The sequence below is a fragment of the Streptomyces sp. NPDC091281 genome (assembly GCF_044757425.1).
Lineage (GTDB): Bacteria > Actinomycetota > Actinomycetes > Streptomycetales > Streptomycetaceae > Streptomyces.
Window position 1 is genome coordinate 221,404 of sequence record NZ_JBIVUY010000009.1, and the last position, 12,989, is coordinate 234,392.

At 76.3% G+C, this 12,989-nt stretch carries 14 protein-coding genes; all 14 read left to right on the forward strand.

What is annotated here, in order from left to right; translation table 11 throughout:
- Positions 1 to 21 precede the first annotated feature (21 nt).
- The 14 genes from ACIQPQ_RS23995 (at position 22) to ACIQPQ_RS24060 (ending at position 12,979) form a co-directional block, all read left to right on the forward strand.
- Entirely contained in the window at positions 22 to 1,230 is a 1,209-nt protein-coding gene (locus tag ACIQPQ_RS23995; RefSeq protein WP_401306879.1) for a DegT/DnrJ/EryC1/StrS family aminotransferase, read from the forward strand.
- Positions 1,223 to 1,882 (forward strand): HAD-IA family hydrolase, encoded by a 660-nt coding sequence (locus ACIQPQ_RS24000; protein ID WP_383777115.1) that lies wholly within the window; start codon positions 1,223 to 1,225, stop codon positions 1,880 to 1,882. The genes ACIQPQ_RS23995 and ACIQPQ_RS24000 overlap by 8 nt, the downstream gene beginning before the upstream one ends.
- Positions 1,879 to 2,346 (forward strand): type II 3-dehydroquinate dehydratase, encoded by a 468-nt coding sequence (locus tag ACIQPQ_RS24005; RefSeq protein ID WP_401306882.1) that lies wholly within the window; start codon positions 1,879 to 1,881, stop codon positions 2,344 to 2,346. The genes ACIQPQ_RS24000 and ACIQPQ_RS24005 overlap by 4 nt, the downstream gene beginning before the upstream one ends.
- On the forward strand, positions 2,336 to 4,618 hold the full coding sequence (locus ACIQPQ_RS24010; protein ID WP_401306885.1) for a class I adenylate-forming enzyme family protein: 2,283 nt from the start codon (positions 2,336 to 2,338) through the stop codon (positions 4,616 to 4,618). The genes ACIQPQ_RS24005 and ACIQPQ_RS24010 overlap by 11 nt, the downstream gene beginning before the upstream one ends.
- Positions 4,615 to 5,532, forward strand: coding sequence for an ROK family protein (locus ACIQPQ_RS24015; protein WP_401306888.1), 918 nt, complete (start codon positions 4,615 to 4,617; stop codon positions 5,530 to 5,532). Before ACIQPQ_RS24010 ends, ACIQPQ_RS24015 begins: the two co-directional genes overlap by 4 nt.
- A complete protein-coding gene (locus ACIQPQ_RS24020) occupies positions 5,529 to 6,455 on the forward strand; it encodes a glycosyltransferase family 2 protein (RefSeq protein WP_401306891.1) in 927 nt (308 codons plus the stop codon). The genes ACIQPQ_RS24015 and ACIQPQ_RS24020 overlap by 4 nt, the downstream gene beginning before the upstream one ends.
- Positions 6,452 to 7,834, forward strand: coding sequence for a condensation domain-containing protein (locus ACIQPQ_RS24025; RefSeq protein ID WP_401306894.1), 1,383 nt, complete (start codon positions 6,452 to 6,454; stop codon positions 7,832 to 7,834). Before ACIQPQ_RS24020 ends, ACIQPQ_RS24025 begins: the two co-directional genes overlap by 4 nt.
- Complete coding sequence (locus ACIQPQ_RS24030; RefSeq protein ID WP_401306897.1) at positions 7,831 to 9,246, forward strand: condensation domain-containing protein; 1,416 nt, start codon at positions 7,831 to 7,833, stop codon at positions 9,244 to 9,246. Before ACIQPQ_RS24025 ends, ACIQPQ_RS24030 begins: the two co-directional genes overlap by 4 nt.
- A 289-nt stretch (positions 9,247 to 9,535) precedes the next feature.
- Positions 9,536 to 10,048 carry a methylated-DNA--[protein]-cysteine S-methyltransferase gene (locus tag ACIQPQ_RS24035; protein WP_401306900.1) on the forward strand — a complete coding sequence of 171 codons (513 nt, stop codon included), beginning with the start codon at positions 9,536 to 9,538 and terminating at the stop codon, positions 10,046 to 10,048.
- A 190-nt stretch (positions 10,049 to 10,238) separates the two neighbouring features.
- On the forward strand, positions 10,239 to 10,733 hold the full coding sequence (locus ACIQPQ_RS24040; protein WP_401306903.1) for an RNA polymerase sigma factor: 495 nt from the start codon (positions 10,239 to 10,241) through the stop codon (positions 10,731 to 10,733).
- Positions 10,730 to 11,347, forward strand: coding sequence for a methylated-DNA--[protein]-cysteine S-methyltransferase (locus ACIQPQ_RS24045; RefSeq protein WP_401306906.1), 618 nt, complete (start codon positions 10,730 to 10,732; stop codon positions 11,345 to 11,347). Before ACIQPQ_RS24040 ends, ACIQPQ_RS24045 begins: the two co-directional genes overlap by 4 nt.
- A complete protein-coding gene (locus ACIQPQ_RS24050; protein WP_401306909.1) occupies positions 11,344 to 12,108 on the forward strand; it encodes a 2OG-Fe(II) oxygenase in 765 nt (254 codons plus the stop codon). Before ACIQPQ_RS24045 ends, ACIQPQ_RS24050 begins: the two co-directional genes overlap by 4 nt.
- Positions 12,105 to 12,467: an Ada metal-binding domain-containing protein gene (locus ACIQPQ_RS24055; protein ID WP_401306911.1), complete on the forward strand. Its 363-nt coding sequence runs from the start codon at positions 12,105 to 12,107 to the stop codon at positions 12,465 to 12,467. The genes ACIQPQ_RS24050 and ACIQPQ_RS24055 overlap by 4 nt, the downstream gene beginning before the upstream one ends.
- The gene (locus ACIQPQ_RS24060) at positions 12,455 to 12,979 is read left to right on the forward strand and encodes a hypothetical protein (RefSeq protein WP_401306914.1); all 525 of its coding nucleotides are present in this window, start codon (positions 12,455 to 12,457) and stop codon (positions 12,977 to 12,979) included. Before ACIQPQ_RS24055 ends, ACIQPQ_RS24060 begins: the two co-directional genes overlap by 13 nt.
- Positions 12,980 to 12,989: the final 10 nt, after the last annotated feature.

Below are 12,989 nucleotides of genomic sequence, written 5' to 3' on the forward strand. Positions count from 1 at the left end.
ACGGCACCCCGGAGACCCGCCATGACCACGCCCCTGCCCCAGCCCACCGCCCCGCGCTACGAACCGCTGCGCGGCCTGGCCCTGTGGGGCGAGGAGGAGAAGGCCGCCGCCCTGGAGGTGCTGGAGAGCCGCTCCCTCTTCCGCTACTACGGCCCGGCCCCGCTGCACCGCGTCGACGCCTTCGAGGAACGCTTCGCCGCCCTGGCGGGCGCCCCGCACGCCGTCGCCGTCTCCTCCGGGACCGCCGCCCTCACCTGCGCCCTCATCGGCCTGGGCATCCCCGAGGGCGCCGAGGTGATCGTCCCGGCGGCCACCTTCCTGGGCTGCGTCAACGCCGTCGTCGCCGCCCGCGGCGTCCCCGTCTTCGCCGACATCGACGAGTCCCTCACCCTCGACCCCACCGGCTGGGAACACCTCGTCACCGACCGCACCTTCGCCGTCATGCCGGTCCACCTCCACCAGGCCGCCGCCGACCTCGACCCCGTCCTCGCCGTCGCCCGCCGCCACGGCCTCCGGGTCCTGGAGGACGCGGCCCAGGCCTGCGGGGTCTCCTACCGGGGGCGGCCCGTCGGCTCGATCGGCGACGCGGGCGCCTTCAGCTTCCAGTCGGAGAAGAACATCACCGCGGGCGAGGGCGGCGCCGTCGTCACCCACGACCCCGCCGTCCACGACCGTGTCGCCCGCTACCAGGACCAGGGCGGCCAGTTCACCACGTCCCGCGCCGGTGACCGCGGCACGGCGGCCGGGGAGCCGTTCCTCGGCGCCAACCTCCGCATGACCGAGATCGCCGGTGCCGTCCTCGCCGTCCAGCTCGAACGCCTCCCGCCGATGCTCCGCCGCCTGCGCGACATCGCCCGCACGGTCCGCGCCGACCTCGCCGACCTCGGCCTGCGCTGGCGGCCGCTGCCCGACGAGGAGGGCAGCGGCGGCGACCTCACCCTCCTCCTCGACGACCGCATGGCGGCCCGCCGCCTCGTCACCGCGCTCACCGCGGCGGGTGTCCCCGCCGGCACCCTCTACCAGGGCCGCCTCGTCCACCAGAACCCCGCCGTCCGCACAGGCCGCACCCCCTGGGGCACCGGCTGGCAGGCCCCCGGACGGCTGCGCGCCAGCGAGGCGATCCTCGGCCGCTCGGTCACCGTCGGACTCGGCGCGGCCATGACCGACGACGACGTCGCCCACCTCGCGAAGAGCCTGCGCGCCGCCGTGACGGGAGCCTCCGGTGAGTGAACTCCGCGACCGGGTCGCCGTGATGGACCTCGACGGCGTCCTCATCGACAGCGTCCACGTCATGCGCCGGGCCTTCCAGCACGCCTACGACGTCACCGTCGGCGACGGGGCGGCCCCCTTCGAGGCCTACCTCGCCCACCTCGGCCGCCACATGCCCGAGACCCTGGAGATCATGGGGCTGCCCGCCACGATGTACGAGCCGTTCGTCGTCGAGAGCCGCCGCCTCGTCCACGAGATCGTGCCCTGCCCCGGCGCCGCCGACCTGCTCACCGCCCTGCGCGAGGCGGGCGTCCCCGTGGCCGTCGCCACCGGCAAGACCCACCCGCGGGCCGTCGAGGCGCTCGCCGCCACCGGACTGCTCGACCTGGTCGACGCGGTCTGCGGCAGCGACGAGGTCGCCCACGGCAAACCGGCCCCCGACCTCGTCCTCCTCGCCCTCGGCAAGCTCGGCGCCGAGCCCGCCGACGCCGTCATGGTCGGCGACTCCGTCCTCGACCTGCGCGCGGGCCGCGCCGCCGGCACCCGTACCGCCGCCGGACTCTGGGGCCAGGGGGAGCGTACGGAACTCCTCGCCGAGCGGCCCGACCTCGTCGCCGCGACCTGCGCCGAACTCGCCGACCTGCTGCTGCGCCCCGAAGGGACCCCCGCGTGACCACCGCCCCGCCCGCCGACGTCCTGCTGCTCAACGGCCCTAACCTGGGCACCCTCGGCACCCGCGAACCCGGCGTCTACGGCACCACCACGCTGGCCCAGGTGGAGACCGCCGTCGCCGCCCGGCTGACCGCCGCCGGATACGGACTCCGCGCCGAACAGCACGACGGCGAGGGCGAGTTGATCCGCTCGCTGCAACGGCACCGCGACACCGTCGCCGCCATCGTCAACCCCGGCGCGCTGATGATCGCCGGGTGGAGCCTGCGCGACGCCCTCGCCGACTACCCGGCGCCCTGGGCCGAGGTGCACATCTCCAACGTCTGGGCCCGCGAGTCCTTCCGCCACCACTCGGTGCTCTCCCCGCTCGCCGTCGGCGTCGTCGCCGGATTCGGCACGTACGGCTACGAACTCGCCGCGGACGCCCTCGTCCGCAGGCTCGCGGAGACGGGCCCCGATGAGCACTGAGACGCCGGGAGCCCCGGAGCGGCCGGAATCCTCGGGGCAGGAGCGCCCCGACGACCCCGTACGCCCTCGGGACCTGTGGGAGGCGTTCTCCCGCCCCGGCCCCGACCCCGACGCGCCCGCCCTGGGCGACCGGACCCGCGCCGAGGCCCTCGCACGGATCGGGGAACTGGCCGGGAGTCTGCGCCGGTCGGGGGTGCGGCCGGGGGAGGCCGTCGCGCTGCACGGTCCCAACGGGCCCGAGTGGGTCGAAGGGCTGCTGGCGCTCACCGCGGTCGGCGCCTGCCCCCTGCTGCTGTCCGCCGACTCGCCCCCCGCCGAGACACGACGGCTCTCCCGTGCCGTCGGTGCGGAGCGGAGGCTCGTCACCGGACCGCGGCCCGCCCGGATCGAGGGCGCGCCCGGCCGCCCCGACGGCGACCGCGAGCCCGCCACCCTCCTCCTCGCCTCCTCCGGCTCCACCGGACTCCCCAAGTCCGTGGCCCGCGGCCCGCGTTCCGTCGTCGACGAAGGGTTCCGCTACCACCGGGCGGGCCTGGCCGTGCCGGGCGACCGCGTGCTGCTGCCCCTGCCGCTGAGCCACGCCTACGCCCTCGGCTGGCTGGCCGGGGTCCTCGTCGCGGGCGCCCACGTCGACGCCGTCCCGCCGCACGCCGTGGGCGCCGTCCACACCAGGCTGCGGGAGGGCGCGACCGTCCTGGTCACGGTCCCCGGACTCGCCCGGCTCCTGGTCCGCCGACGCGCCCTCGCCGAGGACGCGCCCTACCCGGCGCTGCGCCGCGTCATGGCGGGCGCCGGATACGTGGACGCCGCCCTGGACGAGCGGTGGCGCGAAACCCTCGGTGTCGGTGTCTCCCGCAACTACGGCTCCACCGAGACCGGCGCCGTGCTGTGGGGCGAGCCCGGCCTCCCGGCGGGCGCCGTCGGCCACCCCATGCCTGGGGTCCGCGTACTGCTGACCGGCCCCGGCGGAGAAGTCCAGGTGGGGCCGGGACAGGGCGAGTTGAGCGTGGTGCTGGAGGACGGCTCCGTCCACCACCTGCACGACCTCGCCGAACGGGACGCCGACGGCGTCCACCGCGTCCTCGGCCGCGCCCGCAGCGGCGTCGTCCGGCGGGGCGCCCGCTGGGTGTCCACCCTGGAGATCGAGTCCGTCCTGCGCGCCGCGCCCGGCGTGGCCGATGTCGCCGTCACCGCGACCGGCCCCGACGACTCCGACGACCAGGGCCTCACCGCCGTCTACGTACCCGCCGACACGGCCCTCGCCGCACCCGAACGGGTCCGCGCTCACGCCCGCGCCCATCTGGCGCCGTACAAGGTGCCGGACGGCTTCCGGCCCCGGTACCGGCTGCGCCGCTCGGCCGTGGGCAAGGCGACGGCCGACCCGGTGTACCGGCTCGCACCACGCCCTGGCACCCGGCGGGACCTCGACGGAGCGAGCGCCCCGACCAGGGTCGCCGCATCCGCCGTACAACCCTTGGCCGTCGCGCCGGTACGGATCGTGGCTGACGCGCTCCGTGAACTGGGCCTGGAATCCGCCCTGGTGAAGGGGGCCGGTGCCGTCGACCTCGCCGGTCCTGACGGCCTCCACACCGACCTGCTGATCTCGCTCCTCGACACCGCGTGCGCCCTGGGCCTGCTGACCACCGCACCGGAACCGGACACCGGGCCGCAGCTCGATGCCGTGCCTGATGCCGGCGACGTCCGGGGCGTGGACCCGAACGACACCTCCGTCCCGTCCCGACCGCCGCCGGGCCGCGAGGCCGCCTCCGTCGCCGGGCGGCTCCTCGCCTCGCGGGTGCGCCACGGAGTCGTCGAACTCCCGCCCCCCGGACCGGGTTCGGCGGACCCGCTGGTCACCACCGCACCACCGCCCGCGCTGCGGACCGCGATCGAGGAGAGCCTCGCCGCGTGCGACGTGCCGGGGCGGGTGCCGGAACTCCGTGCCGACACGTCACCGCCGCCTCCCGGTCCGTACGGCGGGTACGTCCTCCTCGGCGGACTGCACGGTCCCGAACCCCGACTGGGCGCCTGGGCGGAGCTGCTGCGTCCCGGTCAACCACTGCTGCTGGCCGACGCGTTCGTGGGTGACCCCTGGACACTGGACGGCGAGGACGGCGCACGGGCCGTGCGGTGGCTCGTCGAGGGGCGGCCGTACTGCTGGACGGTGGCCGAACTGCACTCCGCGCTCACCGCGTCGGGGCTCCAGGTGGAGGACACCCGGACGGTGGAGGGTGGCCGGTGGGCCGTCGTCACCGCGCGGAGGCCGTCATGAGCGGGCCGCCCGTCGTCGCCGTCGACATCGGCGGCACCAAACTCGCCGTCCGTGCCCTCGCCGACGGGACCACCGTCCACGAGCACACCGTCCACTGGCCCCAAGGCGCGGACACCGACGCGGAGTTCGGGCTGCTGGCCGCCTCGGTGGCGGAGGCGGTCGAGGCGCTCGGCGGGGCCCCGGCGCGGATCGGGGTGGCGGCGGCGCCCAACGTCGACCGGGACGGACGGGTCACCGTCTGGCCCAACCGCCCGGGCTGGCAGGGCCGTTGTCTGCGGACCCCGTTCGCGTCGACCGGGGCGCCGGTGCTGTTCGGTGACGACGCGAGCCTCGCCGCGCTGGCCGAGGCGCACTCCGCCGCCTGCCCCGACCTCGTCCACCTGGGCCTCGGCACGGGAGTCGGCGGCGGCTTGGTCTGCGGCGGGCGGCTGCTGACCGGCGCGTGGGGGAGCGCCGCCGAACTCGGCCACCTCGTCGTCGACCCCGGCGGCCCGGTCTGCCGCTGCGGCGCGCGCGGCTGCCTCCAGGCCGGGGCGTCCGGTCCCGCCCTCGCCGCGTACGCCACCGCCCTGCGCGCCCGGCCCACCACCACGGCCGACCTCGTCGCGGGCGTCGCCGATGGCGCCGACTGGGCGGCGGACACCCTCGATCACGCGGCCGACCTCCTCGCGCGCGCCCTGGCCGTGCTCGCCGAGGTGGTCCAGCCGGAGCGCGCCCACCTCGGCGGCGGGCTCGGGTCCGCGCTGACCGGGCTGCCCGAGCGGGTGGCCGGGCGGCTGCCCGCCGCCGTCCGCGCGGGCCGCCCCGTCCCCGAGGTGCGGACGGCCAGGCACGGGGCCCACGCGTCGCTCGAAGGCGCGGCGCTCCTCGCCCGGCGCGGCGCCGGCCTGCTCGGCGGGGAGCGGGTGGCATGACCCGCCCGGACCTCAGCGTGGTGATCCCCACCCGCGACAAGGCCGCGTCGCTGCGGCTCGTCCTCGCCTGTCTGGCCCGGCAGGACCTCGCCCGCCCCTGGGAGATCGTCGTCGTCGACGACGGCTGCTCCGACGGCACCCCGGCCCTCCTCGCGCAGGCCGCCGGGCGGCTGCCGCTGCGGACGGTGCCGGGGCCGTGCGCGGGCCGATCCGCCGCCCGCAACACCGGGGCGGCCGCCGCGCGCGGTCCCGTGCTGCTGTTCCTCGACGACGACATCCTGCTGCCGCCCCCCGCCCTCGCCGCCCACGCCGCCGCGCACCTCCGCCCCGGCCCCGCCTGCGTGCACGGGCCGCTCCGCGAACTCCCCGGCGCCCGCCGCCTGCTGGCCGACACGGCGGGACACACCGGCCGCGCCCCCCGCCCCACCCCGGGCCCGCCGCGCGAAGACGCCCCTGCCCCGCACGACGACCCGTACGCCGCGGTGGCCGCCGGTCGCTACGGACGGACCGTCACGACCGCGCTGGAACGTCTGCTGACCGCCATGTCCGACGGCGAACTCCCCGCCGTGGCGCCCTGGCTGGGCTGCGTGGGCGCCAACACCTCCCTGCCGTCTGCGCTCTGGGCGGAGTGCGGCGGCTACGACGAGGACTTCGGCACCACCTGGGGCTGCGAGGACCTCGAACTCGGCCTGCGTCTGTGGCAGTCGGGCACCGTCATGCGCCCCGAACCCGCGGCGCCGGGCGTGCACCTCACCCACCCACGGGCCGACCGGTGGGCCCAGCACACCGTCAACCTCGCCCGCTTCACCGCCAAACACCCGCTTGCGGCGGTACGCGCCCTGCCGGAACTCCTCGGCCCCTCCGGCAACGAACGGCGGTACGCCGACACCGTCCACACCCTGGAAAGGAGCGAGCGCCCATGACCGCCACCGCGGACCGGCCGGAGCCGCTGCCCCCGTCGTCCCGGCAGGACTGGTGCTGGCAGTGGATGCGCAGCTACCCCGTCGACTCCGTGCCCGTCGAGGCGACGGAGACCCTCGCGCTGCACGGCCCGCTGGACGTCGGCGCGCTGCGCGACACCCTCGCCGAGATCGAGACCCGGCACGAGGCGCTGCGGCTGCGCCTGGCAGGCCCGCCGGGCCCCGACCCGTCCGCCGCCTGGCCCGGCCAGACGCTCCGCCCGGACCCGGGCACGCTCACCGTCCTGCCCGTGACGGCCGGGGAGACGACGGCCGAGGCGGTCCGTGTCCTGGCGCGGCCCCTCGATCTGACGGACCGGATGACCCGCGCCACCCTGCTGCGCGCGGGGCCGCGCGAGCACCTCCTCGTCATGCAGTTCCACCACCTGGTCGTCGACGGCGCCTGCCACCCCCTCTTCCGCGACCTGCTGGCCGAGGGATACACGCGGCGGACGCGGCCCGCGCCGGACCCGGCGCCCGGCGGACGCCGCGGCGAACCCGAGAGCTACACGGCGCTGATCGCGCGCGAGGCGACACCGCAGGCGCGTTCCGCGGTCCGCGCACGGGCCGCGGACCTGGCCCGGAGCCTGCAAGCGCACGGCTCCGGCGACCCGCTGCCCGGCGACACCGACGCCGTCGACCCCGACACGCGGTTCGCGTCTGTCCCGCTGGGCGTCCCCGCCGACCGCACGCGCCTGCTGCTGCGCAGGTCACGGGCCGAACGGGTCACGCTGCACACCGTCCTCCTCGCGGCCCTCGCCCGCGCCGTGGCCACCGAGTTCGACCGCGACCGGCTGGTCGGCTCGGTCTACACGCACGGCCGCACCACCCCCGCCGCGCACGAGACCCTCGGCCTGTTCAGCAATGTGGTGTCGGTGCCCCTGGACACGGCCCCCATGCCGCTGCCCGACTTCCTGCGCTCGGTCCACGACCGGGTGCGGGACGCCTCCCTCGACGTCGACCTGCCGTTCACCGAGGTCGCCGCGCGCGTCCTGCCCCGCCCGCCGGGCGGCGGCGCCTACTGCCGCAGCGCGCTGGCCCATCTGGAGCTGCGGCTGACCGGCGTGACCGGCTGGCTCCCCGTCGACCAGCACCGTCCGCCCGCGTTCCCGCCCGGACTGTCCGCGACTGCCCTCGACGTCACGGCCCCCTACACCCCGCCCTCCTTCAACGGCCCCGACCAGGCGCGGGCCTGCGCCGCCACGCTCTTCGCGACCCTCGACCTGACCGACGGCGCCCTCGTCGGCGACCTCTGGTACGAGCGCCGCTACCACGATGCCGGACGGCTCGCCCGGATCGCCGGACGGTACGGCGACCTCCTGGCGGAACTGACCCCGGCATGACCACGCCCCCCGTTCCCCCGCCCTCCCCGGGCCACCACTCCCGCCCACCCGGCCTGCCCCTCTCCTCACGGCAGGAGTGGTGCTGGGAGTGGCACCGCTGCTACGCCGGGACGTACCCCGCGGCGGTCTCCCTCGACTGCTCCACCGCCCTCCGACTCCTCGGCCCCCTCGACACGGGCGCCCTCCGCGACGCCTTCGCAGAGGTGACGCTCCGTCATGACGCCCTGCGCCTGCGGCTGGACGGCGACCCGGACCGGATCGGCGGCGTCGTCCACCCGCTCCAGAGCCTGCGCGCGACACCCCTTCCGCTGGACGAGGCCGAACTGCCGCCGACACCGCACGCGTTCCTGGTCGACCTCAGCACCCGCCCCTTCCCCGTCACCGAACACCTCGGCCGGGCCCGCCTGTTGCGCGCGGCCCCCGACCACCACGTCCTGCTGACCAGCTTCCACCACCTCGTCTTCGACGCGGCCAGCCACGGCGTGTTCCTCGCCGACCTCGCCCACGCCTACGACCGCCGCGTGACCGGTGTGCGGGACGCTCCGGCGCTCCGGTCGCCGTTCTCCTACCTCGACCTCGTCCGCGCCGAGAACACCCCGCGCTCCCTGGCCGAACGCGCCCGCCGCCTGACCGAACGCGCCGCGACCCTGCGCGCCCACGGCGCGGGCGACCTCCTGCCCGGCCGCACCCCCGGCCCCCCAGCGCTGAGCCACCGCTACGAGGAGGAGCCCTTCGCTCTCTCCGCCGCGCACACCCGGCGACTCCTGCACACCGCCCGCGCCGCCCGCGTCGGCCTGTACGCGCTGCTCGCCGCCGCGTTCGCGGCCGCCCTCGGCCGCCACTTCGACCGCGACCGGCTCATCCTCTCCACGCCCTCCCACGGCCGACTGCGCCCCGAACACCGCGGCGCCGTCGGCGACTTCGCCAACATGGTGCAGATCCCCCTCGACCTCTCCCACGACGGCCCCGGAGCGCTGCGCCACGCGCACGAAGCCGTCCGCGCGGCCGCGGCCACCGTCGACCTGCCGTTCGCCCGCCTCGCCGAGAGCGTCCTCGGCCGCACCGGCGCCGACGGCTTCTACCGGTACGCCCTCGCACACGCCGAGCTGCGCCTGCACGGCGTGACCGGCTGGGCCCTGGACCCCTACCGCGACGACGCCCGCCCGATGCACGGCCTGCGCACCGCCGTCCTCCCACTGCGCCAGGACTTCTCCCGCCTCGCCTACGCCACCCGCCAGTCCTCCGACGCGGCGGCGGCGACCCTTTCCCTGAGCCTCACCATGACCCCCGACGCCCGCCTGACCGGCACCCTCCGCCACGAGACGACCCACCACGGCCCCCGCACCGCCCGCACGATCCTCACCCACCTCCACCATCACCTGACCACCCTCGCCACACCCCTGGACGCCTGACACCGGCGCCGCCCGGGACTGCCCGGTGCCGGTGCCGGTGCTCGGGCCTGGGCCGCAGGGGTCCTGTCGGGGCGGAAGGGCCTGTCGTGCGGGGCCGTGCGGGTGAGGACGTCGTCCTGCGCGCCGGAGCCGGCCGCGCCCCCGGCCGCGTTCGCGCAGTCGCGGCGGCAGGGTCTGGGGGATGCGGAGGGCCGCATGTCGAACCGACACTTTGGTCCGAAAGCCGTGCGTTCCGCATCTCACGTTCCGCCCCCGGCGCGCGTCTACCGGGCAGAGAAGGGAGACACGGATGAACACGCGACACGCCGTCGTCGAGACGCGGCTCGGACCGGTCACGCTCGTCGCCGACGGCGAGGCGATCACCGGCCTGTACTTCAGGCAGCACGCCCGGCGACCCGCGCAGGAGGCGCTCGGCCACGAGACCGACAGCGCCGCGGACCCGCTGCTGGACGAGGCGGCCCGCCAACTGGGCGACTACCTGGCGGGACGGCGCAGGGACTTCGACCTTCCGCTCGAGGCGGAGGGCGACACGTTCCAGCGTGCCGTCTGGGACATCGTGAAGCGCATCCAGTGCGGCGACACGACCACGTACGGCCGGATCGCCGAGCAGATCGGCGACCGGAGCCTCGCCCAGCGGGTCGGACAGGCCGTGGGCGCGAACCCGCTGTGCGTCTTCGTCCCCTGCCACCGCGTCGTCGGCGCGAGCGGCGCGCTGACCGGGTACGCGGGCGGACTGGAACGCAAGCAGGCACTGCTGGCCCTGGAGGAACGGGCCGCGGACGAGGCCGGGCGATTGTTCTGACCGGACCGACCGGACCGACCGGACCGACGGGACCGACGGGACCGAGAGGACCGAGGGGCGTGACCGGACCGGCCGGACCTGGACGTACCCTCACGCCCGGACCCGGACGGACCGTCACGCCCGGACCGCCCGGACCCGGCCCTCTCACGTCCCCCGCCGCCGCCCCCCGCACGCCTCCCCTGGGATCGACATGAAACAACCGTTCGAGAGTGTGGTCGCGCGGCACGGAGCGACCGTGCTGCGCGTCTGCCGGGTCGTCCTCGGCCCGCACGACGCGGACGACGCCTGGTCGGAGACCTTCCTCTCCGCCCTGCGCGCCTACCCCGACCTGCCGGAGTCGGCGAACGTGGAGGCGTGGCTGGTCACGATCGCGCACCGCAAGGCGATCGACGTGCTGCGCGCCGCGCGCCGCAACCCCCTCCCGGTCGACGAGGTCCCGGAGACGCCGACGGGGCAGGGCGTCCCGGACGCCGAGGCCGCCGATGTGTGGGCCGCGGTGAAGGACCTTCCCCCCAAGCAGCGCCAGGCCGTCGCGTACCGGTACGTCGCGGGGCTGGCGTACGCCGAGATCGCGGAGATCCTCGGCGGCACCGTCGACGCGGCCCGCAGAGCCGCCGCCGACGGGGTCAAGAACCTCAGGAAGCACTATCCGGGCGCCACGCGCACGAAGGGAGCACCGTCATGAGCGACAGCCCGCACGACGACGACCTGGCCGCCCTGCTGTCGACGGCCGTGGACACCGACACCCTCGGCCGCCTCCACCGCCGCCTGGAGCGCGCCGCGGACCGGGCCGACCTGGTCGACGTCGCCTACACCACCGTCGACTCGCCCGTCGGCGCACTGCTGCTCGCCGCCACCCCGAAGGGGCTCGTGCGGGTGGCGTACGCCGGTGAGGACCACGACCGGGTCCTGGAGACCCTCGGCCAGAAACTCAGCCCACGCATCCTGCGCGCCCCCGCACGACTGGACGACGCGGCCCGCGAGATCGACGAGTACTTCACGGGGCGCCGCCGGACCTTTGACCTGCCCCTCGACCTGTCCCTGTCGCGCGGATTCCGGCGCCTCGTGCAGACCCACCTGCCCGAGATCGAGTACGGCCGCACCCGCAGCTACCGGGAGATGGCCGAACGCGTCGGCAACCCCAAGGCCGTCCGCGCGGTGGGCACCGCCTGCGCGACCAACCCGCTCCCCATCGTCGTCCCCTGCCACCGCGTGCTGCGCACCGACGGCACCCTCGGCGGCTACATCGGCGGACTGGACGCCAAGACCGCACTGCTGGACCTGGAGGCCGCGGCATGAACACCCCACAGACCACCGGCACTTACCCGCGTGGCACCACCCCGCCCGGCACCGACCCGTGGCACGACCGCGTCGCGTCCGGCGACTGGGAGGCGATCACCGCGGAGATCGACGAGTACGGCGGGGCCCTGCTGCCGCGCCTGCTCAGCCCCGAGGAGACGGCGGAGATCAGGGACCTGTACGCGCGGGACCATCTGTTCCGCAGCACCGTCGACATGGCCCGGCACCGCTTCGGTGAGGGCCGCTACCGGTACTTCGCCACCCCGTACCCGGAACCGGTCGAACGGCTCAAGCAGGCGCTGTTCCCGCGGCTGCTCCCCATCGCCCGCGACTGGTGGAGCAAGCTCGGCCGCCCCGCGCCGTGGCCCGACTCGCTCGACGCGTGGCTGCGGATGTGCCACGACGCGGGCCAGACCAAGTCCACCGCCATCCTGCTCCGCTACGGCGCGAAGGACTGGAACGCGCTCCACCGCGACCTGTACGGCGACCTGGTCTTCCCCCTCCAGGTCGTGATCAATCTCAACGAACCCGGCGTCGACCACACGGGCGGCGAGTTCCTGCTCCTCGAACAGCGCCCGCGTGCCCAGTCCCGGGGCACGGCCACGCTCCTCCCGCACGGCCACGGCTACCTCTTCACCACCCGCGACCGCCCCGTCCGATCGGCCCGCGGCTGGTCCGCGGCGCCGGTCCGCCACGGCGTCTCCGCCGTCCGCTCCGGCGAACGGCACACCCTCGCCCTCGTCTTCCACGACGCCGCGTGACCACCGCCCCCGACGGAACACGCCACGCCGGCCTGAGCGACCCGACGAGGACGGGCAACGTCCCGAAGGCGAGCCCGGGGACGAGGACGTACGTCCTGCTGGGCGCTGACGGCCGTCCGCACTCCTCGCCGGTCGCGGGGGAGTGGGGCGGCCACCGCGGCGCGCGGATCTACGGACGGCTCGACTGCCCCACCGCCCTGCGCGCCCTCGCCCGCGGCGGCTACGCCCGGCACCGCGTCTTCTTCGCGGACGAGGCCACCGCGATCGCCGCGGGCTTCCGCCCCTGCGGCGCCTGCTGCCCGGACCGCTACCGGCGGTGGCGGACCGCCCGCGAGAACGGTGCGCCATGGACCCCCTGACCAGCCCCCTGCTGACCCGCCCCACGCCCCACGCCCCGGACCTCACCGTCTCCGACGCCGAGGTCGCGGCCCTCGTCCGCCTGGCCCGCGCCCGCCGGGCCCGTACCCTCGCGATCGGCTCCGGCCGCACCCCGCACGCCCTCGACACGACGCGCCGGATCGCCTCGGCCTGGGACCGTACGGGAGGCATCACCCTCACCACCGTCACCTGGCCGGAGACCGCGGCCTCCTGGCTGCGCCCCGCGACCCGCTTCTGCGCCGCCGCCCCCGACCTCTGGGTGATGACCGGCCCGGCCACCGGCTGGGCCCAGATGACCCGGCGCCTGCTGTGGTCGACGCCCTGGCGCCCCGGACACACCCTCGCGACCGCCGAGATCGGGGACCCGCGCACCCTCGCCCTCGTCGGACCGGCCCACCTGGACGGCCTGACCGGCACGACCGCCGACGGCGCCCCCTGGCACGTCACGGACGACCTCCTCCGACACCCCGCGCCCACCCCGATCGGGCAGTGACGGGCGGGCC